The 23092-nt window shown below is 70.1% G+C and carries 15 protein-coding genes and 1 pseudogene; 8 read left to right on the top strand and 8 right to left on the bottom strand.

Going from position 1 to position 23092, the window contains the following annotated elements; translation table 11 throughout:
* Positions 1–109 precede the first annotated feature (109 nt).
* The 4 genes and pseudogenes from gntD (at position 110) to ACWY4P_RS06670 (ending at position 5401) form a co-directional block, all read left to right on the top strand.
* On the top strand, positions 110–1189 hold the full coding sequence (gene gntD / locus ACWY4P_RS06685; RefSeq protein WP_456209204.1) for a guanitoxin biosynthesis L-enduracididine beta-hydroxylase GntD: 1080 nt from the start codon (positions 110–112) through the stop codon (positions 1187–1189).
* 21 nt (positions 1190–1210) lie between these two features.
* Positions 1211–1981, top strand: coding sequence for an SDR family NAD(P)-dependent oxidoreductase (locus ACWY4P_RS06680; RefSeq protein WP_456209203.1), 771 nt, complete (start codon positions 1211–1213; stop codon positions 1979–1981).
* Between the two features lie 43 nt (positions 1982–2024).
* Positions 2025–3245 (top strand): annotated as a pseudogene (locus tag ACWY4P_RS06675) (cytochrome P450); the annotation flags it as partial.
* A 407-nt stretch (positions 3246–3652) separates the two neighbouring features.
* The gene (locus ACWY4P_RS06670) at positions 3653–5401 is read left to right on the top strand and encodes an acyl-CoA dehydrogenase family protein (RefSeq protein WP_456209202.1); all 1749 of its coding nucleotides are present in this window, start codon (positions 3653–3655) and stop codon (positions 5399–5401) included.
* Between the two features lie 18 nt (positions 5402–5419).
* Here ACWY4P_RS06670 and ACWY4P_RS06665 read toward each other — a convergent pair whose 3' ends face one another.
* The gene (locus tag ACWY4P_RS06665) at positions 5420–6787 is read right to left on the bottom strand and encodes a helix-turn-helix domain-containing protein (protein WP_456209201.1); all 1368 of its coding nucleotides are present in this window, start codon (positions 6785–6787) and stop codon (positions 5420–5422) included.
* A gap of 534 nt (positions 6788–7321) precedes the next feature.
* On the opposite strand from ACWY4P_RS06665, the gene ACWY4P_RS06660 reads away from it, so the two are divergent.
* The 4 genes from ACWY4P_RS06660 (at position 7322) to ACWY4P_RS06645 (ending at position 11657) form a co-directional block, all read left to right on the top strand.
* Positions 7322–8698: an MFS transporter gene (locus tag ACWY4P_RS06660; RefSeq protein WP_456209200.1), complete on the top strand. Its 1377-nt coding sequence runs from the start codon at positions 7322–7324 to the stop codon at positions 8696–8698.
* Between the two features lie 30 nt (positions 8699–8728).
* Complete coding sequence (locus ACWY4P_RS06655; RefSeq protein WP_456209199.1) at positions 8729–9757, top strand: 3-oxoacyl-[acyl-carrier-protein] synthase III C-terminal domain-containing protein; 1029 nt, start codon at positions 8729–8731, stop codon at positions 9755–9757.
* A gap of 62 nt (positions 9758–9819) precedes the next feature.
* Positions 9820–10140 (top strand): acyl carrier protein, encoded by a 321-nt coding sequence (locus tag ACWY4P_RS06650; protein ID WP_456209198.1) that lies wholly within the window; start codon positions 9820–9822, stop codon positions 10138–10140.
* Complete coding sequence (locus ACWY4P_RS06645; protein WP_456209197.1) at positions 10140–11657, top strand: AMP-binding protein; 1518 nt, start codon at positions 10140–10142, stop codon at positions 11655–11657. Before ACWY4P_RS06650 ends, ACWY4P_RS06645 begins: the two co-directional genes overlap by 1 nt.
* On the opposite strand, the gene ACWY4P_RS06640 is transcribed toward ACWY4P_RS06645, so the two are convergent.
* The 7 genes from ACWY4P_RS06640 to ACWY4P_RS06610 all read right to left on the bottom strand — a co-directional run bounded on the left by ACWY4P_RS06640 (position 11629) and on the right by ACWY4P_RS06610 (position 22963).
* Entirely contained in the window at positions 11629–12582 is a 954-nt protein-coding gene (locus ACWY4P_RS06640) for an HAAS signaling domain-containing protein (RefSeq protein WP_456209196.1), read from the bottom strand. The genes ACWY4P_RS06645 and ACWY4P_RS06640 overlap by 29 nt on opposite strands.
* A complete protein-coding gene (locus ACWY4P_RS06635) occupies positions 12579–12917 on the bottom strand; it encodes a PadR family transcriptional regulator (protein WP_353593474.1) in 339 nt (112 codons plus the stop codon). Before ACWY4P_RS06635 ends, ACWY4P_RS06640 begins: the two co-directional genes overlap by 4 nt.
* A gap of 95 nt (positions 12918–13012) precedes the next feature.
* On the bottom strand, positions 13013–15001 hold the full coding sequence (locus tag ACWY4P_RS06630) for an amino acid transporter (protein ID WP_456209195.1): 1989 nt from the start codon (positions 14999–15001) through the stop codon (positions 13013–13015).
* Positions 15002–15159: 158 nt separating this feature from the next.
* A complete protein-coding gene (locus tag ACWY4P_RS06625; RefSeq protein WP_456209194.1) occupies positions 15160–19665 on the bottom strand; it encodes a Tat pathway signal protein in 4506 nt (1501 codons plus the stop codon).
* Between the two features lie 109 nt (positions 19666–19774).
* A complete protein-coding gene (locus ACWY4P_RS06620; RefSeq protein WP_456209193.1) occupies positions 19775–20701 on the bottom strand; it encodes a carbohydrate ABC transporter permease in 927 nt (308 codons plus the stop codon).
* The gene (locus ACWY4P_RS06615; protein ID WP_456209192.1) at positions 20698–21645 is read right to left on the bottom strand and encodes a carbohydrate ABC transporter permease; all 948 of its coding nucleotides are present in this window, start codon (positions 21643–21645) and stop codon (positions 20698–20700) included. The genes ACWY4P_RS06620 and ACWY4P_RS06615 overlap by 4 nt, the downstream gene beginning before the upstream one ends.
* The gene (locus ACWY4P_RS06610; protein WP_456209191.1) at positions 21638–22963 is read right to left on the bottom strand and encodes an ABC transporter substrate-binding protein; all 1326 of its coding nucleotides are present in this window, start codon (positions 22961–22963) and stop codon (positions 21638–21640) included. The genes ACWY4P_RS06615 and ACWY4P_RS06610 overlap by 8 nt, the downstream gene beginning before the upstream one ends.
* Positions 22964–23092 lie beyond the last annotated feature (129 nt).

Raw genomic sequence — 23092 nt, 5'->3', positions numbered from 1 at the left:
CGGTCGGCCCCGTGAGGCACCACCACGCGGCCCGGCAGCGGTGCGCGGGCCGCACAGGACCGAACGACGGACGACCCGAGCGGTCACGACCCGGTGGAGGACCATCGACATGACAAGCACCTATCCCGCTGCCCGCGCCCTCCGCCCGGGCGCGGCCGACCCGGTCCCCAGTAGCCCCGACACCCCCCTCGAATACCACCTCGACGCCCGCGAGGCCGCCGAGTTGCGGGCCGCCGCGTCACGGCTCGCGGACGCCCACGGGGCCCCGGACCTGCCGGAGTTCTACGACGGCGACCACGCGGCCGAGGAGCTGCTGCCCGCCGGGCTGCGCGGCTTCCTCCTCTCCTACCGCCGCACCGAGAGCACGGCCGCGTGCCTGGTGCACGGCTTCCCGGTGGACGACGCCCGGATCGGCCCCACCCCCGGCCACTGGCGCGAGGCCATTGCCGGCGCGGAGGCCAGGGCGCAGGAGCTGTGGCTGGCGATGTGCGGGCTGGCGCTGGGCGACCCGTTCGGCTGGGCGACCCTCCAGAAGGGCCGCATCATCCAGAACATCCTGCCGATCCGCGGCGACGAGCGGCGCCAGAGCGGCTACGGCAGCGAGAGCCTGCTGGAGTTCCACACCGAGGACGGCTTCCACCCCAACCGCTGCGACTACCTGCTGCTGTTCGGCCTGCGCAACCCGGACCGGGTGCCGACCGTCGTAGCCTCCGTCCGCGATGTCCGGCTGAGCGACCACGACCGCACGGTGCTCGCCGAGGAGCGCTTCCACATCCTGCCGGACACCGAACACATCCGGCAGCTGGAGGCGTCCGCGCCCCGCCACCCCGCGCTGGCCCGGCTGTACGCCATGACGGACCGGCCGGTGCCCACCGCCGTGCTGTTCGGCGACCGGCTCAACCCGTATCTGCGCATCGACCGGCCCTTCATGCGCGTGGGTTCCGGGGACACCGAGGCGGCGGCCGCGCTCGACCGGCTCATGGACGAGCTGCGGCGCGTCCAGCGGGAGATCGTGGTGGGCCCCGGCTCGCTGCTGATCGTGGACAACTACCGCGCCGTGCACGGCCGCCGCCCGTTCACCCCGCGGTACGACGGGACCGACCGCTGGCTCAAGAAGCTCACCGTCAGCCGCAATCTGCGGCGCAACCTCAGCGGATACGCCCTGGAACACCCCCGTGTCATCGTCTGACCGGAAAGGCAGTCACATCCCATGCGCACCGTCATCGTGTCCGGCGCGTCCAGCGGAATCGGCCACGCCACCGCCGAGCGGTTCGCCCGCTCCGGCGACTATGTGGTCAACCTCGACCTCCAGCCGCCCGCCCCGGGCACGGTGGACGGCCCCCGCGAGGGCGGGGGCCGGGTCCGCTGGGTCGAGCTGGACGTCGCCGACTGGCCGGGCGTCCGCGCCGCCGTCGACCAGGTGCACGCCGAGCGAGGCCGCATCGACGTCGTCATCGCCAACGCCGGCATCAGTGTCCGGCACGGCATCCTCGACCTCACGGAGGACGAGGCGCGGCGCACCCTGGACGTCAACCTGATGGGTGTCCTCGCCCTGTGGCGCCACGCCGTCCCGCACATGCTGCGCCGGGGCGAGGGCGTCCTGCTGGCCACCGCGTCGGTCAACGGTTCCCGCGGCTATCCGCTCTACGCGGACTACAACGCCAGCAAGGCGGGGGTGGCCTCGCTGTGCCAGACCTTCGCCGTCGAGCTGGCCCCACTCATCAGGACCGCCTGTGTGGCGCCCGGCGCCGTGCTGACCCCCATGCAGCGCGCCGAGTACACCAACGCCATGCTCGACGAGGTCAACGAGCGCATCCCGGCCCGCCGCCACGCCCTCCCCGAGGAGATCGCGGACGTCTTCCACTTCCTGGCCTCCCCGCAGGCGTCGTTCGTATCGGGCCAGCAGTTCGTGGTGGACGGCGCCGAGACCGCCGGGGCGACCACCGCGTTCTTCCCCGGCCCCACCAAGCCACTGGGCTGAGCCCCCGTCGCAGCATCCCGCCACCACGCCTGAGGAAACAGCCATGGACACCCGACGGGCCCCTGCCCCGGAATCGCTCGACCAACTGGATCTCGCCGATCCCCTGCTGCACGCCCACCACGACCTGGGGCCGCTGTGGCGCCGGCTGCGCGCCGAGGCCCCCGTGCACTGGCAGCCCGAGACCGCGCGCGGCCCCGGGTTCTGGGCGGTGAGCGGCTACGCCGATGTCGTCTCGGTGCTCAACGACAGCGAGACCTTCACCTCCGAGCGCGGCAATGTGCTCGACACCCTGCTGGCCGGCGGCGACTCGGCGGCCGGGCAGATGCTCGCCGTCACCGACGGCAGGCCGCACCGGGCGCTGCGCAGCGCCCTGCTGAAGCCGTTCTCGCCGCGCTCTCTCGAGGTGGTGGTCGACAGCGTCCGGCGCGGTACGCACGCCCTGGTCAAGGAGGCGGTGGAGCGGGGCGAGGTGGACTTCGCCGCCGATGTGGCCGCGCACATTCCGCTCGCCGCCATCTGCGATCTGCTCGGTGTCCCGGCCACCGAACGGCAGCACATCATCGACCTCACCTCCGGCGCGCTGTCCTCGGCGGACGGCGCACCCACCGAGGAGGCCACCTGGGCGTCCCGGAACGGCCTGCTGCTCTACTTCTCAAAGCTGGCCGCCCAGCGCCGCGCCAAACCGTACGACGACGTGGTCAGCCTCCTGGTGACCAGGGAGATCGACGGCCGGCCGCTGACCCACGAGGAGATCGTCTTCAACTGCTACAGCATCATCATGGGCGGACACGAGACGACCCGGTTCGCGATGGTCGGCGGCCTGCGGGCGCTGATGGAGCACGAGGACCAGTGGCAGGCCCTCACCTCCGGCCGGGTGACCACCGCCTCGGCCGTCGAGGAGGTGCTGCGCTGGACCACCCCGGCCCTGCACAGCGGCCGGACCGCGACCCGGGACGTCCTCCTCGACGACCGGTTCGTCGAGGCGGGCGACATCGTGGTCACCTGGCTGGCCTCCGCCAACCGCGACGAGCGGGTCTTCGACCGGCCGGACGACTTCGACCTCTCCCGCACCCCCAACAAACACCTGTCGTTCGCGCACGGCTCGCACTTCTGCCTCGGCGCGTTCCTGGCCCGCGCCGAGCTGACGGCCCTTCTGGAGAGCCTGCGGGACCTGGTCGCCAAGGCCGAGCCCGCGGGCCCGCCGCGGTATGTGTACTCCAACTTCCTGAGCGGCATGTCGGCGCTGCCGGTGTCCCTCACGCCGAGTTGCCGTGTGCTTGCCGGGCCCATTGCCTGGGAGGGGCCCGCGGCCGGGCTTACCGTCGGAAACATGACTCACACTCCTGCCGCCGTCGGCGCCGAAGCCGTCTCCGCCGTGGTGTGCGGCATGGTCCGGCTGGTCGCCCCGCGCAAGCTCGACCAGGTCGAGCTCGACCACCGCCTCGTCGGCGATCTCGGCTTCCACTCCCTCGTACTCGCGGAACTCGGCTACAACCTGGAGGATCTGTACGGCCTCCGGGCGCTGACCCCCGAGGAGACCATGAAACTGGAGCGCGTCAAGGACGTGGTCGAGTTCGTCTCCACCGAAGTGGCGAGCGGCCGGGCACAGCTTCCCGACGACGAGGAGCTCACCGCCCTCTTCGCCCGCTACGGCGCCGAGGCCCCCACGGCATGACCGGCGAGGTGTCCGACCGCCCTTCCTACGCGCTGGCCGCGGACTTCGAGCGGGCGCTCGGCGACCCGGCGGCGCGTGGCGGTCCGTTCAGCCACGCGGAGACGGTCGAGCACGAGGAGCTGGGCGCGCTGCCCCCGGGGGCGGTGGACCTGGTCCGGGCGTGGGGGTTCAGCCGGTATCTGGTGCCCGAGGAGTTCGGCGGCCGGCTGCGCAACCTGGAGCAGCTGGTCCTGCTGACCCGTGCGCTCGCGCGCCGCAATCTGACCGTCGCGGTGATGTTCGGCTCGGCGCTCCTCGGCGTCAACCCGGTGTGGCTGTGGGGGGACGAGGAGCAGCGGGCCCTGGTGGCGCGGGGCCTGCTCGACGGGGATCTGGCGTGCTTCGCGGTGTCCGAACCGGACCACGGCAGCGACCTGGGGACCAATGAGACGACGGCGTCGCCGGACGGTGACGGGTATGTCCTCACCGGGGAGAAGTGGCCCGTCGGCAACGCCACCCGGGGCCGTTTCCTCAGCGTCTACGCGGCCGTCGAGGGCGCCGGCCCGTCCCTGCTGCTGGTCGACAAGCGGCGGCTCGCGGCCGGGAGCTGGGAGAACCATCCCTTCGTGCGGACGGTGGGCCTGCGCGGCCACGACCTCAGCGGGATCACCTTCCGGGACACCGAGGTGCCGGCCGGCGCGCTGCTCGGCCGCCCCGGCGGGGGCCTGCCCCAGATCCTGCAGGTGCTGCAGATCACCCGCACCGCCATCGGCGCGCTGTCGCTCGGCACCATGGACTCGGTGCTGCGGATCGCGCTGCGCCATGCGCGAGAGCGGGTGCTGTACGGGCACGAGATCTACCGCATCCCCGTCATCCGGCGGCACTTGGTGCGCGCGCACCTCGACCTGCTGATCGCCGAGTGCACCACGCTGCCGGTGGCACGCGCGCTGTCGGTCGCCCCGTCCCGGCTCAGCCTGTGGTCCTCCGTGGTCAAGTACCTGGTGCCGACGCTGGGCGAGGAGGTCGTGCAGGAGGCCGCCCGGGTCCTGGGAGCCCGCGGCTATCTGCGCGAGGGCGTGGCCTCCGGCGTCTTCCAGAAGCTCCAGCGCGACCACGCGATCGCGAGCGTCTTCGAGGGCACCACCCATGTCAACCTCCATGGCATCGCCTCGCAGCTGCCCGCCGTGGCCCGGGTGGCGGACCGTCCCGCCCCCGGCCAGGACGGTGTGCTGCGTCAGCTCTTCGACGGGTCCCAGGAGGCCCCGGTGTGGCATCCCTCGGGCCGGGCGCTGCGGCTGACCAACGCCACCGAGGACGAGATCACCCGGGGGTGGGGCCCGGCGGTGGCCGAGGCGCGCCTGATCGCGGAGCGCGAACTCCCGGTGTCCGAGGCGGACGCGTTGCTCAAGGTCCTTGACGCGCTGTCGGCACGCCGAGCGGCCTTCTATACGCGGATCGCCGCCGAGTCGCTCGACGCGGCGACGACCGAGGGACAGGACCGGGCCGCCGAGCACTGCGTCCACCACGCGGCCGCCTCATGCCTGTACACCTGGCTGTACTCCTTCACGCGGGAGCGGGCCTCGGCCGGCGGCACCGGATGGCTGGTCCTCGTGCTGCAACGGCTGCTCGCCCGGCTCGACCCCACGGCCGGGCTGGACGAGAGCCTGCTGCCATGGCTGGAGGAACTGATGTTCGCCCGACTTGACGGCCCGGAGTACTTCTCGCTCCGGGCCGTCAGGGAAGCCGCCGGAACGGCGGAGAGCTGAAGGTGGACCGGCCACCGGTCAGGCGGCCGTCCGGGCGGCACCGGTGGCGGCACCGGTGCCGGTGTCGGTGTTCTGGGGGTGTCGCTCCAGCTGCGTCACGACATGCCGCACCAGCGCATGGATGCGGTAGGTGTACTGCCGTTCCCGATGGGTCTGGACCAGCGAGGCGTCCGCGAGCTCGGCCAGCAGATGGGCCACCCGCACCATCTCCGGGCGGCGGCTCGGCTGTGCGGTCAGCACATCGTCCAGCGAGAAGCCGTCCGGCAAGGCGACCAGGTCGCGCAGCAGCTCGCGGTGTGGTGCGGGGAGCAGGTCGTAGCTCCAGCGCACGCTGTCGGACAGCGTGCGATGCGCGCTCAGGCCCCCCGTGTCGGCCTGGCCGAGCAGGTGGAAGAGGGTGTCTTCCTGGAGGAGAGAGGTCAGCGGCAGTGATCTGAGCCGCTGTGCGGCGATCTCGATGGCCAGCGGTACGCCGTCGAGGAGTCGGCACAACGTGGTGACCAGCGGGAGGTGATGGGCGAGGTCCAAGGTCGGCAAACCGGCCTGCACCCGGCGCAGAAGGAGCTCCACCGCACTCGGCACGGGCATGTCACGGCCGTTGGGGCCGTCCACGCGCAGCGGCTCGACCTCCCAGGTCTCGGCCGCGCTGGCGGCCAGCGCACGGCGCGAGGTCACCAGCAGATGGAGCCCGGGATGCTCGTCGAGCAACTGCCGCGCGGCGCGGGCGGTCTGCTGGGCGACATGCTCGGCGCCGTCGAGCACGAGCAGCCGCCGGCCGCCGCGCGCGCCTGCGAGGGCATGTCCCGCTTCGCCGGTGAAATCCCGTGTGACGCGCGTCAACTCGGCGCGTGCGTGTGCGGGGTCGGCATGTTCGGGCGGGCAGTCGCGCAACTCGACGACGGCCACTCCGCCGCGGAACAGCGGGCGCAGCCGGGACGCCGCCGCGAGGGCCAGCCGCGTCTTGCCCACACCGCCCGGCCCGGTGAGGACGACCAGCCGGCTGCGCTGGGCGGAGGCCAGAACATGGCGCATATCGATCTGTCTGCCCACTAACGGATCGCCGAGAGGCCGGGGGCCGTGCCACGGCGAGGGCTCCGACGTGCGGTTCCGGTGTGCCTCCGGGAGCTGTTCGAACAGCGCCGCCATGTCGTCCGCGCCCCAGGGCGCCATCTCGGGTGGCGTGGCGGGCGCCGCGCCCAAGGCGCTGAGCAGCAGGGCCACCGAGGTTCTGCGCGGGTTGGTGTTGGAACCCGTCTCCAGATTGCGGATCGTCCGCACGCTGACACCGGAGCGCTCGGAGAGCTCCTCCTGCGTCCAGCCGGAGATTCGGCGTTGGCTGAGTAGAAAGTCGCGCAGCTGATGAATGTCGGTTCCGTCGAACGACATGAATTCATTCGGAATCACCACTGAGTGAATCCCCCTTTGCGATGAGACATGCGCTGCCTCTGCGCATCCCGTACGGTGCGCCACCCGGCCGATCGCAGCCTGGCGAAATCGACCCTCATCAGACCTCCTTGCTTCCCCGCTTGTGCATGCTCGAGAACCCGAAAAGTCACTCGCACGCAATGACAATGTCCCCGTTGAACAGCAAGGAGACCGAGGTGTGGCGGTGTGGCAAGAACCGGACCCTACTCGACAACTTGCCCGAGGGGGAGTGGTAACCTTGACATGAAAGCGCCAAGTGTCCACTAGTTGACAACTCCGCCAATGCCACTGGAAGTGGACATCCCGACATTCCGCGCTCTTGAAACATTCGTTCTTTGTCACGCGGCCACTCCCCTCGGTAAGCGGCAAATCTCCCCCGCGAGTTGCCGGTGCACTGCCTGGCCCGGGCCAGCACGCATCGACCAGCATGCTGCGCGAGATCCACAGCGCGGGCCCGGACGGGCGAGACAGCGAATGAACAGGGGGGCGGAGGCGATGGCGCGGTCACGTCCCGAGGAGCCTGAGGAGCCCGAGGAGACACAGAGCGCTCAGGGGAGGCGGCCGTCGCTGTGGCGCGACCGCGACTACCTGTACTGGTGGTCCGGAAACGGCCTGTCCACGCTGGGCACCAGCGTCTCCACGCTCGCCTTCCCCCTGCTCATGCTCTACGCCACCGGGTCGGCGACACAGGCCGGCACCATCACCGTCCTGCACATGCTCGGCAAACTCGGCACCCTCGCGGTGGGCGGAGCGCTCGCGGACCGTGTGTCGCGCCGCGCCATCCTTTCTCTGGTCCCGCTGGTCGAAGCGGTGGCCATGGGCGCTGTCGCCCTGCTGGTGTACCGGGGCGACCCACCGGTGCTGGGACTCGACGCGCTGGCCCTGGTCAGCGGGTTGGCCGCCGGGCTGAAGGTCGGCGTCTCGACACCGGTGCTGCGCCGGATCGTCCCCAAGGAGCAGATCGCCACCGCGACGGCACAGGGCATGGGCCGCGACATGGTCGTGCAACTCGTCGGCGCCCCCCTCGGGGGCCTGCTGTACGCCACGGCCCGCTGGATCCCGTTCCTCTTCGACGCCGTCTCCTTCGTCTTCATCACCCTGAGCTCGCTGCTCATCCGCCGCCCCCTCGGCCCGGACCGGCACACCGACGGCGAGCGGCGGACCGGTCTGGCCGAGGACATGAGGGACGGCCTGCGCCTGATCAGACGCAGCGACTATCTCGTGTTCACCCTCGCGTGGGGGGCCCTGCTCAACACCGTGGCGCAAGGGCTCACCCTCCTGTTCGTCGTGCTGGTGCGGCACCGCGGCGGCGGGCCCACCGCGGTCGGTGTCGCGACCTCGCTCGCGGTCGTCGGCGGTGTCATCGGGGCCGTCGCCGGACCGTGGTTGATGCGGAGGCTGGGCGCGCGGCGGGTTCTGCTGCTCTCCGCCTGGGTCTTCGTGGCGTCCTTCGCCGTCGTGGCGCTGGTCCCTCAGCCGTGGCAGATCGGTCTGGTCCTGATGGCCGGCATGACCAGCATGGTGCCGATGAACGTCGTCATCGAGTCGTACGAGGTCCGGCTGGTCCCGGACGCGTATCTGGGCAGGGTCGCCGCGACCAGCCAGTTCTTCTTCCAGGGAATGCAGTGGATCGGTCCGCTGGCGGCCGGCGTCCTCGCCGACGCCCTGGGGGTGGAGACGGCCGTGCTGATCCTGGCCGTGGCCATGGCCCTGCTGGCGATCGCGCTGCACACCGCCCGGCGCCAACTGCGTGTCCTGGACATCCCGCTGGCCGAGGTGCCCGAACTTCCGGCCCCGCCCCCGGCGGTCGGCCATCCGTCCGAAACCGAACCCGTTCACCCGCAGGCCGGGGGCTCGACCCTGCAGCGGTGAACACCCACCGCGGGAGCGAAGGGACAACACGTGGCCACTTCAGTGGAGATGGGCATCGTCGCGACGGGCACCTCCTTCGGGGAACCGCGCGGTGTGGCCGAGACGGCCGGCGCGTATGTGCCCGACCCCGAGGTCGTCGGCGCCCTGGGGTACGAGACCTACCACCGGGTGGCCGACGGCGTCACGGCCACCGACCTCGCGGCCGAGGCGGCCCGCGAGGCCCTGGCCAACGCGGACCTCGACATCCTCGACATCGACCTGATCGTCGTCGGCCACTCCGACATCCCGGAGTACCTGGGCTGGGACTCCTCGGCCGCCGTGGCCCGGGCGTTGGGCGCGTATGGCACCCCCACCGTGCTGTTCACCCAGGTGTGCGCCGCCTGGTCGGTGGCGCTCGACCACGCGGCGGGCGCGATGGCGCTCTCGGCCGACACCGACACCGTGCTGGTGGCCCTGGTCAACGTGGCCAGTGAGGCGCACACCAACAGGATGGACTTCAACGGCGCCATCGCCAGCGACGGCGCCGTCGCGGCCGTGCTGCGACGCGGGCACCCACGCCTGCGCCGGCTCTCCTCCGCCCACTTCACCAACCCCGAGTACGCGGATTTCTTCCGTATCGAGTTCGGCGGTTCCGCCGCTCCCGCACCGCCCGCGGGCCGCGGCGATCTGCACGCGGACCCGATGGTCGGGATCTTCCGTCACTTCGGCCGCGACCCCGAGCGCTTCCAGGTGTTCATGAAGGAGATCAGCGGGCGGATCGCGGACGTGGTCGACCAGGCCCTCGCGCGTGCCGGCAAGGACCGGACCCAACTCGCCCGTCTCATCTACCTCAACGACAACCAGCAGGCGATCCGCGAGGCCGCCGACGCCGTCGGCCTCCCCATGGAGCGCACCAACGCCGAACTCGCCCGCGAACTGGGCCACATGGGCGCCGCCGACCAGCTGATCTGTCTGCGGCGGCACATCGAGGCCGCCGAGGTGGCGCCGGGGGATCTCGTGGCACTGGTGGGTGTCGCAGCGCCGGGCATGCACTGGTTCTGCACGCTCATCGAGGTGTGAGCTCACCGAGGTGTGAGCCCATCGACGTGTGAGGACGTCAGGAACCAGTGGAGGGAAACAGCATGTCCGCGCAGCCCCACCCCGCGTCAGCGACGGCACCCCCGACCGCACCCCAGACCGCGTCGGCCGTTTCCGAGGGCGACATCGCCGCCTTCGTCGTCGAGCGGTTTCTGCCCGGCGTCGACGCGGCGGACCTCGACGCGGAGTACGACCTGCTGGCCACCGCCGTGATCGACAGCCTCGGTGTGTTGCGGATCGCCGAATGGCTGGCGGACCGCCACCGCATCGTCGTCCCCGACGCGGAGCTGACCAGCAGAAACTTCCGCTCGGTGGGCGCCATCCTGACCACGGCCGAGCGCGCGGCGGCCGGGGAGGGACACTGATGGCCCACACCTTCGTGACGGCCTTCGCCCAGCACGCGGCCTCCCGCCCCGCCGCGCCCGCGCTCATCTGGGAGGACCGCGCGATCGGCTACGCCGAGCTGTACGCCATGGCCTGCCGGGCCCGCGCCCAGGTGGAGACCGCCGCCCCGGACGCCTCCCGCCCGGTGGGCCTGCGGGTGCGCAAATCACCCGAGGCGGTGGCCCTGGTGCTGGGCGCCCTGATGGCCGGCCGCCGCCTTCTGCTGCCGTCCCACGAACTGCCCGACACCCCGGCGAAAGAGCTGTACCAGCAGGCGGGATGCCAGGTCGTCCTCGGCCTGGCCGCCGGCCCGCTGATCGACCGGGTGGTGGACCCGCACGCGGTGTCCGGCAGCGCCGGGGAGGCGCCGCCGGCACCGGTCGACGACGACGCCATCGGCTTCATGCTCACCACCTCCGGCTCGACCGGCCTCCCGAAGATCGTTCCGCTGTCGTTCGGGGCGGTCACCCGGTTCACCGCGTGGGGGGCCGAGACGTTCGGGATCACGGCGGGCACGGCCGTCCTCAACTACGCGCCGCTCAACTTCGACCTGTGCCTGCTGGATGTGTGGACCACCCTGGCGTACGGCGGCACCGTCGTCCTGGCCGACCCCGACCGGGGCGCCTCGGCGGGGTATCTGCGCGATCTGGTCGTCGACCACCGCGTCTCGCTGATCCAGGGCGTACCGCTGCTCTTCCAGCTGCTCGTGGAGGCGTCAGCCGGCGAAGAGCCGCCGGCCGGGCCCGAGCACCTCGTCTTCGCCGGCGACAGCATGCCCGCGCGGGTGCTGGCCGGGCTCTTCACGGTCTTCCCGAACGCCCGCTGGTACAACAACTATGGCTGCACCGAGACGAACAACAGCTTTCTCCACGAGGTGGATCGCGCCCGGCCCGTCCGCACCCCGCTGCCGATCGGCCGCTCGCTGCCGGGTGTCAGCTGGCTGCTCGTCGGCGAGAACGGGCGCGCGCTGACCGGCCCCGGACAGGGCGAGCTGCTCGTCAACACGCCCTTCCAGACCGCGGGTTATGCGAATGTGCCGAACGACGAGAAGTTCGCCCCGCACCCGGACGGCGTGCCCGGCCTCGTCTACTACCGCAGCGGCGACATCGCCACCCGGCACGGGGACGGCTCTCTCAGCATCCTCGGGCGCACCGACTTCATGGTGAAGGTGCGGGGCTTCCAGGTGAGCACCCAGCAGGTCGAGGGCATCCTGCTGGACCACCCGGCGGTCGTCGAGGCCGCCGTCGTCGCGATCCCCGATCCGGTGGCGGGACACCGTCTGCACGCCCGGCTGCGCCTCGCCGAGCCGGGCTCCGTGGGGGTGCTGGCCCTGCGGCAGTACTGCGCGGAGCGCACGGTGCGGGCGGCCATCCCCGGCGTGATCGAGACGGTGGCCGACCCGCTGCCCAGGACCTCCACCGGCAAGATCGACCGGAACCGGATCAGGGAGTCGCTGGCCGGGGCGAGGATCACGCACGCGCCGCGCGGAAGCTCTTGAACACTCCGCTCACACCCAAGGCGAGCACGATCAGCGCCGTGCCGGCATAGGCCTGGTCCGATTGAGACCACAGGGTGTCGGCGTCCGCGAGGAAGTCCGGGTTGAAGAAGGTCTTCCGGTAGAACACCCAGGCCAGCGGGAGCGTGAACACCGCCTGGGCGACGGCGTTTCCGGCGGCCAGCGGAACGGTCCAGCCGCGCATGGCCACCCGGGCCAGCTGGACCACCACGAGCCCGGCGAGCCCGGCGAGCATCGGCCACGCCCAGCCCGACCACAGCTCCGGGTTCAGCACCTCGATCCGCTTGCCGTCCCCGCCCGCACCGTCCGCCCGGTAGGGCTCGGCGGTGTGCTGCCAGATGATCAGCCCGAACAGCAGCCCGTACCACACCGCCGCGGCACAGGCCCCGACTCCGCCCTTGTCCGGCTGCCGGGCCTCGGGCAGGTCGTCGGGTGTCCAAGTGGCGGCATCGACCACGCCCTTGCGGTGCCGGACCCGCTCCATCACGGCGAACACCACGGTGACCACGGCGATCATCTGGCAGCCGAGCGTGAACAACGTGTCGACGCCGCCGCCTATGGCCGAGCCGAGGTCGTCGTTGTCCAGGACGTCCAGGACGACGAGCCCGAAGGTGACCGCCGGCAGCACGGTGCACAGCAGGGTGACGAGCAGGCGGAAATACGTCGGATAGAGGTCGGGTCCGATCAGCGCGAGCGGCCGTTCCGTATAACGAGCGGCGTACCGGACCGGGTCGCCCAGCTCGCTGAGCACCTCGCGCTCCGCCACCCGCGGGTCGGCCGAGCCGCGCCCCTCGACGGTGTCGGCGATCGTCGTGCGCAGCTCTTCGGCGATGTCGTCCCGCTGGTCGGCCGGCAGCCGCCGGACGACCTCGTGCACATACCGCTCAGTGAGCACGCTCGTACTCATCCGCTCTCCTTGGTGAGTCGTGAAATCGAGGAGACAAGGTCCTGCCACTCGCGCACCAGACCGGTGCGGACCTGGGAGCCGTCGGGGCTGACCTGGTAGAACTTTCGCGGCCGGGACTCGTCGGTGTTCCACTCGCTGGTGAGCAGACCCTGTTTCTCCAGCCGGCGTAGCAAGGGGTACAAGGTGTTGCCGTCGACGGTAACCCCCGCGTCATTGAGCGTCTCCAAGAGCGCGTAGCCGTAACTCGGCTTCCGGAGCAGCGCCAGGCAGGCCAGCACGACCGTCCCGCGACGCAGCTCCTGAGCCTGGGCAAGGGTCAGTTCTTCTACGGACACGCGTCACACGATACTGTGCGGCACACACTAATGTCACCCCTCGGGGTCCGGGTGACGCTCAGAGAACTCGCGGCGGCTCAGCCGATGTGTACGGCTCAGCCGACGTGTACGTGGGGGCGGCGGGTCCGGTCGGGCTCGGCCTCGCGGAGCACCTCGCGGGTGACCGGGGCGACCTCGCCCTGGCCGAACAGGAAGAACCGCAGGAACTGGGCGAAGGGGCTGCCTTCGGTCCACTCGAAGTAGATATGTGGCCGCCGCCCCGTCAGGTCCCGCACCTGCAGCAGCAGCGCGGCCAGCGAGTTGGGGATGCTGGAGCCGTCGAGGGTGAGCACCCGGTAGCGCCCGTGCAGCACCTCGCCCCGGACACGCAGCGCGGATTCGAAGTCGGAGGCGTCGCGGACGGTGACCTCGACGAAGACGAAGTCCTCCTCGACGGGAATGTCGTTGTCCGCCCGGATCTGCTGGATCTTGTCGCGGTACTCGGCCGCGTCGCGGCTGTCGGGCTCGTTGGCGATGAACCGCATCCGGCGGGTGGCGGTGTCGCGGACGAACCGCTCGGCCATGGGGTCCAGGTCCACATCGGTGACGCGCAGCTCGAAGGCGCGGGCCAGCCGGGACAGCAGGGAGACGGCCATGATGCCCGCGATGAAGCAGGCGCCGATCTTCACACCGTCGGGCCGCTCCACGACATTGACCGCGGTCGTGTAGAGAAAGACGGCGGAGATGACGGCGAAGCCGATCGTCCAGCCGCGCTGCCGGGCGCGCCGGGCGGCGATGGTGACGGCGATCGCGGCGGAGGTCATCAGGACCAGCACCCCGGTGGCGTAGGCGCCGCCCTGCGCGTCGACATCGGCGTCGAAGATCCAGGTCACCAGGAAGGCGACGAGGATGAAGACGATGACCATGGGGCGTACGGCGCGGGCCCAGTGGGGCGCCATGCCGTAGCGGGGCAGATAGCGCGGCATGAGGTTGAGCAGCCCGGCCATGGCCGAGGCGCCGGCGAACCACAGGATGCCGACGGTCGCGGCGTCGTAGACGCTGCCGAACGCGGAGCCCAGGTACTCGTGCGCCAGATAGGCGAGCGCGCGGCCGTTGGCCTCGCCGCCGTCCTTGAACTCGTCCTGGGGGATGAGGAGGGTGGTGATGACGCTGGTGGCGATCAGGAAGACGCTCATGATCACCGCGGCGGTGGTGAGCAGCTTCTTCGTGTCCCGGATCCGCCCCACGGGCCGCTCCTCGGTGTCACCGGGGTCGCCCTCGACGTGGGGCATGACGGCCACGCCGGTCTCGAAGCCGGACAGGCCGAGCGCCAGCTTGGGGAACACCACCAGCGCCAGACCGACCATGACGAGCGGGTTGCCGTGTTCGGCGGTGAGCGCCTGGGACCAGTCGGTGACCACGTGCGAGGCGGTGGCCACATGCCACAGGCCGACCAGGACCACCACCGCGTTGAGCACCAGATAGACGCCGACCAGGACCACCGCCACCCCGATGGCCTCCGTGAAGCCCTTGAGGAAGACCGCGCCGAGGAGGGCGACCAGGCCCAGGGTGATGACGACCTCGTGGCCGTGCAGGGTATTGGTGAAGTGCGGGTTCTCGACGAGGTGGGTGGAGGCGTCGGCCGCGGAGAGGGTGATGGTGATCAGGAAGTCGGTGGCGGCGAACCCGAGCAGCGTCAGGACGAACAGCTTGCCCTTCCAGAAGGTCAGCAGCCGCTCCAGCATGGCGATGGACCCCTCGCCGTGCGGGCTCTCCTGCGCCACGCGCCGGTAGACCGGCAGCGCGCCGGCCAGGGTGACGACCACCAGCACCAGGGTGGCGATGGGGGACAGCAGCCCGGCGGCGAGGGCGGCGATGCCGGGCTGGTAGCCGAGGGTGGAGAAGTAGTCCACACCGGTCAGGCACATCACCCGCCACCACCGCTGACCGCGGTGGCCCTCGGAACCCCCGGAGCCCTCGGAACCCTGGGCCTGCGGCCCCGGCTGCTGTTTGCCCATGTCGGACAGGCCCTTGAGCATCCAGGCGCGGAAATGACTCTCACCCGGCTCCTCCGGAGGGGATTCCACTTCGGCGGAGGTGGTCATCGTGGTGCTCCTGTCGCTTCCCAAAACCGAACACACCGCCGAGGCGACGGCCAGATCAGGGTAGACGTGCCCCTCTCCGGCGCCCCACGGCGGTGTGGTCGGGCCCGGCGTGTCGCACCCGCTTCACGGCGGGTGGCGTGCGCACGGTGCGCACGCGGTCACGCGGTGTCGGGCAGCAGGTACCAGAACTCGATCTCGGCGAGGTTGCAGCGCCCGTCGTGGCCGTCGTGGACGCGGATCAGCCGGTAGGAGGCGCGTTCGGCGAGCTTCACCTCGTACCACTGGGCGGCGGAGATCCCACTGAGCGTGTGCAGGTCCGTCCAGGTCTGCCCGCCGTCGTCGGAGCCGCGGAACACGGTGCCGTTCGCGCGCAGGATCTTGTCCGCGGCGTCGGTCCGCGGGAAGACCCGGATCCGGTCGACGGTGATCGGCCCCTTGTCGCCGGCGTCGATGTCGATCCAGCTCTCGGCGGCCAGGGTGTCGGTGTACGTGGCGGAGTCGCCGTCGAACGCCTTCCAGCCGTTGGACTCCTTGGTGCCCTTCCCCGGCCACTCGACGGTGGACGCCTGGACCATGCCCTGCGTGATCTCGAACTTGCGGAGCAGCGTGTCCACGGACACCAGCAGCTCATACGCCGCGTACGCGTCGTCGATCAGGGCGTCCTGGTCGGCCCCGGCCCCGTCCGCCGCCTTCTCGATCCGGTCGAGCTCCGCGGTGAACGCGGCGTAGCTCTTCTTCGTCCAGTCGGCCGGAACGGTCTTCCGGGCGCGGGCCAGCACCTGGGCGAGGGTCTCGGCGACGGCGACGGCGGGCTCGGCCGTGGTCCGGGTGCCGCCGCCGACGAGGGTGGCCGTCACCTGGTAGTAACGCTTGCCGTGGCGGAACCCCTCCTCCTTGTGGGCGTAGCCACGGCTGTTCTCGACCACGTTCTCCCACTTCTGCCCGTCGGCGGAGCGGGCCAGGGTGAAGCCGATCGCGTCGTCGGGCTTGTTCCAGCGGACGGTGACGGTCGCCGCGTCCCCTTCGTTTCGCTCGACCGAGACCAGCAGCGCCTGCGCCGACAGGGCCTCCAGCGCCACCCGCGCGAAGGTGGCGTCCCCGGTGGCGGCGAGCCCCGCGTGGACGGCGTACGGCAGCGGCGTGAACAGCGTGCCGACCGTCAGCCAGGTCTCGCCGTCGGGGGAGGTCTGGGCCTGCACCCGGTGGGTGGCGAAGTCCCGGACGAGCCGCAGATACGGGGTGGCGGCCAGGGTGTGGCCGTCGAGCTTGTCGACGATCGGCGAGCGCTTGTCGTCCTGCCAGTCGTGGCGGCTGTCGCGGGTGCGGTTGCGCAGCACGAGGTTGCCGTCCCGATCGGCACCGAAGAACAGATAGCGGGTGTTGGCGGTGAGCTTGTCGCGCAGCAGCAGGCCGGTGAGCGAGCCACGGGCCGTCTCCAGGCGGGCGGTCAGCGTCCAGCTTCCGGCCGCGGGGCGGCTGGCGTAGTGCAGCGCGTCCTCGATGTCCCGCTTCAGCACGTCGTAGTCGTCGCCCTCGCCCAGCCCGTCGCCGTGTGCGCCCAGGACGCGGACCGTGGTGCCGCGCACGGCGGTGCTGCCTGGGTGCGCGCCGCCCAGCGCGTCGTCGCGCCACCCGGACTTCAGCAGCGCGGGCGTGGCGGGGGCGGGCAGTTCGGCGCGTATGGTGTGCGACGGCAGTCCGGAGCCCTGCCCGTTCACGCCGGTGACCGTGTAGTAGTAGGTGGCGCCGCGCCGGGCGGTGCGGTCCAGGTGGTAACGGCCGGTGGCCTTCGGCGCGAGCAGTGTGTACGGGCCGGTGGCGCGGGTCGCCCGGCGCACCTCGTAGTGCGTGGCGCCCGCGGTGGTCTGCCAGGTGACCGCGATGGCGCCGTCGCCGGGCAGGGTGTGCACGAAGTCGACATGGGCGGGCGGTGCGGCCGCGGCCTCGGCGGAGGAGAGCTTCAGCACCAGACCGCTCTTCGGGCCGATCCGCACCGCGCCCTTGACGACCGGCAGTTCCCGGCCGGTGACCAGGTCGGTCACGGTGGAGCCGGTGTGGTCGGCGGGCAGTTCGACGGTGAAGGAGCGCTCGTTGCCGTACACCGTGCGCGTGGTGTTGAAGACGAAGAAGTAGCGGCCGTAGCGGGCGGTCAGCAGATCGGGATAGCCGGAGTAGGCGTGGTCGGCCTCGAAGTTCTCGCGGTGGACCGTGCCGACGCCCGGCTGGTAGGTGATCGGCGCGATCTCGCCCGCGAGGGCCTGCGGCGCGGTGGAGTCGCCGGTCTGCTGGTCCTCCATGAAGTCGACGTCGATGTTGTCCATGCGGGCCCAGTAGTCCCGGTACTGGAACACCGCGTCGGTGCCCAGCTGCACCAGCTGGTCGTGGTCGGGGCGGCGCACATGCAGCCTGCCGTTGCGGGCGAAACCGCGCTGGCGCTCGTTGAGCTGGCCGAACAGATGGGTGTCGCCGTCCCGCAGCGACACGAACATGCAGTCCACATCCACCCACGCGAAGCGCTCGTAGTCGCTTCGGCGCACCGCGAGCGCGGAGAGCTCCGCGGCGGTGTAGCAGGCGAAGTCGGTGTGCGGATGGACGATCCCGGTGGGCTTCTGGTCCTTCAGATAGGCGTATGTCTCGCCGAGCCCAAGGTCGTACTTGTTCTGGCCCGCGACCGACGAGAAGGTGTTGAAGTACTGGTGGTCGGCCAGCTGCTGCTGCGCGAAGCCGACCGCCTCGCGGGCGTACGCCCGGGTGGCCGCCCAGGCGGAGCCCGCGTACCGCTCGGCGTGCTCCTCGATGTGCCGGGCGAGCGACACATAAAGCATGATCTTGCCCTCGGACTGGCGCAGCACATAGCCGGGGAACCCCGGGTAGTTGGCGTTGCGCTCGTCGATGACCATCTCCATGCGCATGATGCGCTTGAGACCGTTGTCCAGGTCGGTGTGGCGGGCGTAGGAGCGCGCGTGCAGATTGCGCAGCGCCAGCTCGAGAATCCGGTCGTTCAGCTCCTCGTCGCCCCGGTGGCCCCAGGTGCGGTGGAACCACTGGGGGAGGTAGTTGGTCGCCTCGCCGTAGTTGGCCACATAGCCGTTCTCGCGGGTGTGGCCGCTCTCGGTCATGGTGGTGTAGTGCCTGCCCAGCGGCAGCCGGCGCACCACGTGGCCGTCCTTGTCGAGCTTCGAGGTGGCCAGGCCCTTGATGACATAGCGGATGTAGTCCTCGGTCCAGCGGGCCGTGGTGTCGTGGTAGAAGAGCGAGTGGAACAGGTCCAGATCCTGCCCGTCCGGCCCGACCAGCACCTCCTCGCCGAGGAACGGTTCACATCCGAGCAGCTCGCCCGCGATGCGGTGGCTGCGCGCCTTGCCCTCGTAGAACTTCGAGCCGATGACCCGCAGTCCTTCGTGGGCCTCCCAGGCGCCCTCGTAGCAGTACAGCACCTGGTTGTAGATGTACGACAGACGGGAGCGGGCGTAGTCGAAGTTGGCCTTGAGGACCCGGCCCCAGGCGGCCCGCCGGGTGAGCCTGCCACCGTCGAAGTCGACGTCCTTGAGGGAGGTCTCGCCTTCCTTGGTACCGGTGGTGAACTCCTCGTCGAGGAAGGCATCGAAGGCGTCACGGCCGTAGACATCGTTGTCGTCGATCAGGTTCTCGACGATGTACAGAGCCTGGCCGAGCGCCCCGTAGTAGCCGCCCCAGTCGCCCTGGTGGCCGCCGCGCGCCAGCAGCTTGGTGTTGCCGTAGTAGTCCTTGGTGTGGTTGTCGACACACTTGAAGATCCGCAGCAGCGCGGCCTTCTTCTCGGCGGCCGACTTCGCGGGACACCAGGTGGCGGTGGCCAGGGCGCCGCTGTAGAAGAGGAGTTCGTCCTCGTAGCGGACGATGGACAGCCTGCCGGCGGCGGACGCGTCGATCTTCGCGGAGTGGCCGTCGAAGAGCTTCACCTGACCGGCGACATACCCGTCGACCAGCGCCTGCTTCTCGCTCTCGCCGAGGTCTGCCACGGTGTCGGTGGGCGGCGTGTAGTCGGGCCGCGGTTCGTCGCCGACCGCCAGATACGCGCCGGTGTGGGTGTACGCGCGGTAGTAGCCCCGCGAGTCGGCGGTGACCTTCGCGCTGAAGGCGCTGTCGTAGGTGCGCAGGGTGATCTCGGCCTGCTCCCGGCCGTGGGTGTGCTCCAGCGGCAGCATGACGGTGGCGTAGAAGAACCGGCCCGGCAGGGGGCGCACCGTGCCGATGTTCAGCGCCTCGTAGTCGCCGGAGCGGCGGTAGCCGATCTGCTCGCCGTTGATATACGCGATGGTCTTGTACGGCGAGGTGTCGCCGCCCCAGAACTTCACGGTGAGGTAGTTCTGCCGCACCGGGTCCACCTTCATGGTGAACCGCAGCTCACCGCCCTTGATGTCCGGCGGGTCCAGCGGTTTCGCGACCCGGGCCCGGTCCCCGGCACGGCCGTCGACGACCGCGGTGTCGGCGGCCACGAGGCCGTGTGCCGCCTCGGCCGCCGCGTCGCCGAAGTCGAGCAGGTCCAGGCGGTCGCCCGTGGCCCCGCCCGCCCCTTCGGCGGCCTCGGCGGCGGGCGCGGTGGTCCAGAGCCAGGCGCCGGCGGCCGCGGCCGAGGTGCCGGCGGCCGCGGTGCGCAGCACGGTTCTTCTGCTGATGGGCATGGCGAAGTCGTCTCCTTGCGAATCCTTGCGAAGGGCGAGGCGGGGAGGGCCGAAAGGGGGTTCGGCGGGGGATCAACCTGTGATCAGCATGGGGCGTGGCCGCGGGGCGTCACTTGAGGCTGCCGAGCGTGATGCCCGAGCGCCAGAAGCGCTGTAGGGAGGTCATCAGGATCACCATCGGGAGCAGCGAGACGATCGAGCCGACGACGACCATGCCGGTCAGATCGGTGGAGGTGTCCATTTTGACCTTGAGCCAGGAATAGAGGCCCAGCATCACGGTCCACTTCTCCTGGCTGCGCAGGAAGATCAGCGGTCCGAAGAAGTTGTTCCAGTTGGCGACGAAGCCGAGCAGAAAGATGGTGGCGGCCCCGGTCGACATCAGACGGACGCCGATCTGGAAGAAGATGCGGTACTCGCCCGCTCCGTCGATACGGGCGGCCTCCAGCAGCTCGGGCGGGATGGCCCCCTCCGCGTACACCTTCGCCAGATAGACGGAGAAGGCGTTGAAGAAGCCGGGCAGGATGATCGCGTAGGGCGTGTCGATCAGCTGGAGGTCGCTGTAGAGCAGGAACGAGGGGATGGTGAGCAGCGCGCTGGGCACCAGGAACGAGCCGATGATGCAGCCCATCAGCACGCCCCGGCCGCGGAACTCGTACATCGCGAGCCCATAGCCGCAGGCGACGCAGATCAGTGTCATCCCGGCGGTGCCCACGACCCCGTAGTAGACGGTGTTCCACATCCACCGGAGGAAGATGCCGTCCTGGTAGGTGAACAGCTGGTGCAGGTTGTCCCCGAGGTTCATCCGGGAGAACCACAGGCCGTTGGAGGTGTACAGATCGCCCTGGCTCTTGGTGGCGGCCACCAGCAGCCACCACACCGGGGCCAGGGAGTAGATGACGAAGAACGCCAGACCGGTGATGATCAGGACCTTGGTGCGCGTGCCGTGCCGGACCGCGCCGGGCGCGGTGCGGCGTCGTACGGCGCGCTGCTTGGCGGCGGGTGCGGGTGCGGGCGCGGGCTGGAGTGTCGCTGTCATACGGGCGCCTTGTTGGTGAGCTTGTAGAAGACGGCGGACGCGGCGCCGACCACCAGGGCGAGGATGATGGACAGTGCGGCGGCGTAGTTGAACTCGCCCTGCTGGAACGCCCAGTCGTAGATCGCCATGATCGGGGTGAAGTCGCGGGTCACGGTCTCCGGGGTCATGGTCCGGAACAGCATCGGGTCGCTGAAGATCTGTAGGGTGCCGATGATGCTGAGCACGGTGATCAGCACCAGGGACCGGCGCACCAGCGGCACCTTGATCGACCAGGCGATGCGCCACTCGGAGGCGCCGTCCACCCGGGCGCTGTCGAAGATCTCGCGCGGCACGGCCTGCAACGCCGAGTAGACGATGAGCATGTTGAAGCCGACGCCGCTCCAGGCCAGCAGGTTGCCGAGGGAGATCCAGATCATCTCGCCGCTGTAGAAGTCCGCGTCGATCCCGAAGAGGGCGAGGAACGGCGTCAGCGGGCCCACCACCGGGCTGTAGATGTAGATCCAGATCAGGATCGCGACAATGCCCGGAATCATGTACGGGATGAGCAGCGGCACCCGGAAGCGGGCGGCGAGGCGGTGGCTCAGCGCGTCGAGCAGCAGCGCCATCATCAGGCTGAGCAGCATGATGGTGGGGATGGCCACCGCGGCGAAGAGCGCCACCCGCAGCATCGCGGCCCAGAAGTGGGCGTCCTCCAGGCCCCGCGCGAAGTTGTCGAACCCGGTGAACTCGACGGTCTTCTCGCCGAATCCGAGCCCGGAGCTCTTCTTGGAGTAGAGGCTCTCGCGCAGGGCGAGGAGGACGGGGGCCAGGGTGAAGAGGGCGAAGCCGATGAAGAAGGGGGCGGTGAAGGACGCCCCCTTCAGCGCCATCATCCGCCGCCACGGCAGCCGTGGCGGCGCCGCGCCCGGCGCGGGTCGAGGGCCCGTGGCCATGGTCTCAGCCATCGACGTTGATGTTCTTCCGCTTGAGGTCGGCCACCGTCCAGGTCTGCATGTGCTCCAGCGCCGCCTTCATGGTGGTCTTCTTCGCGGTGACCTTCGCCCACTGGTCCTGGAGCTCGGCGAACATGCCCGTGTAGTTGGGGCCCGCCACCCAGTTGTCCCGGCCCGCCTTGACGGACTTGAGGATCACGCCCCGTGCCTTGGACTTCCGGGGGCCGAAGAGCTTCTCCGGCACCGCCGAGTCGACCCACGGGGAGGGGTCGGGGACCGCGCCCGGCCAGGTGTACTGCTTGGTGTCCTTCTGGTACGAGGCGTCGGTCGAGTCCTTCGAGGTGTTCAGCCACACCGCGGCCTCGACCGCCTCCTTCACGTGGTCGCAGCCCTTGGGCACGATCAGGCCGCTGGTCGGCGAGTGCATCGGGGTGACGAACTCGGTGGCGTCCTTGAACTGCGGCCGGTCCACCGGTTCCCAGTCGCCCAGCGACTTCTTGTACTCGCGCTCGTAGTTCTGCAACTGCCAGGTGGAGGTGGGCAGGGACACCATCTTCCCGGAGTCGAAGTAGTTGATGAGCGCGGGCCTGTCCGTATACGTCTGATGGGCCACCAGGTCGTTGTCGACCAGCTGCTGGATGACAACGGCGGCCTTGAGTGACTCGGGGGACAGGAAGTCAATCTTCCACTTGTCTCCGTCGATCTTGTACCAGGAGCCCCCGGCCTGCTGCACCAGTTCGATGAGGGTGCTGGGGTCCTCACCCGCCAGATTCATGACATAGATGCCGTGCTTCTTGAACTCCTTGCCCGCGGCGATCACATCGTCCCAGGTCTTGGGCGTCTCGACGCCGTACTTGTCGTACACCTTGCGGTTGATCACCATGAACGGGGGCGTGGCGCCGCCCGGGACCGCGTAGTACTTGTCCACCGCCCGTGCGGAGGGCAGCGCCGACTCGGCGAACAGGCCCTTCTTCAGATACGGCGTCAGCTCCTCCGTCACGTCCTGGGCCAGCCCCTCGGAGGCCAGGGACGGCGCCTCGCCGAAGTTCTGGACCAGACACGGGACATGTTTCTGGGCGGCGACCGCGTTGCGCAGATTCTGCTGGGTGCCGGGGTTGTCGGCCTGCTTCACGAACTTGAGCTTGATGTCCTTGTGTGTCGCGTTGAACTTGGCGACCACCGGGTCGATGTTCTTGGCCTCGAGCCAGTTCCAGTACTCGATGGTGACCGGGCCCCCGGCCTTCCCGGCCGTGTCGCCGCCGCAGCCGGTCAGGACGACGGAGAGCGCCACCGCTGCACAGGTGGCCACTCTGACCCGCTTGCTGTTCATGGAATCCTCCTGGGGATCCGGGAAAACGGACCGACTACCCATAGAAATCGGTCTCTGTGGAAGCTAGAGGTGGGGGTTCGGTTGGACAAGATGTCGTACGCGGAAATCTTGGAGTATCGGCAACTTCGC

This window comes from Streptomyces sp. LZ34 (assembly GCF_053890475.1).
Note: the sequence above shows the minus strand (reverse complement) of the source record. Positions and strands in the feature narration are given on the sequence as shown.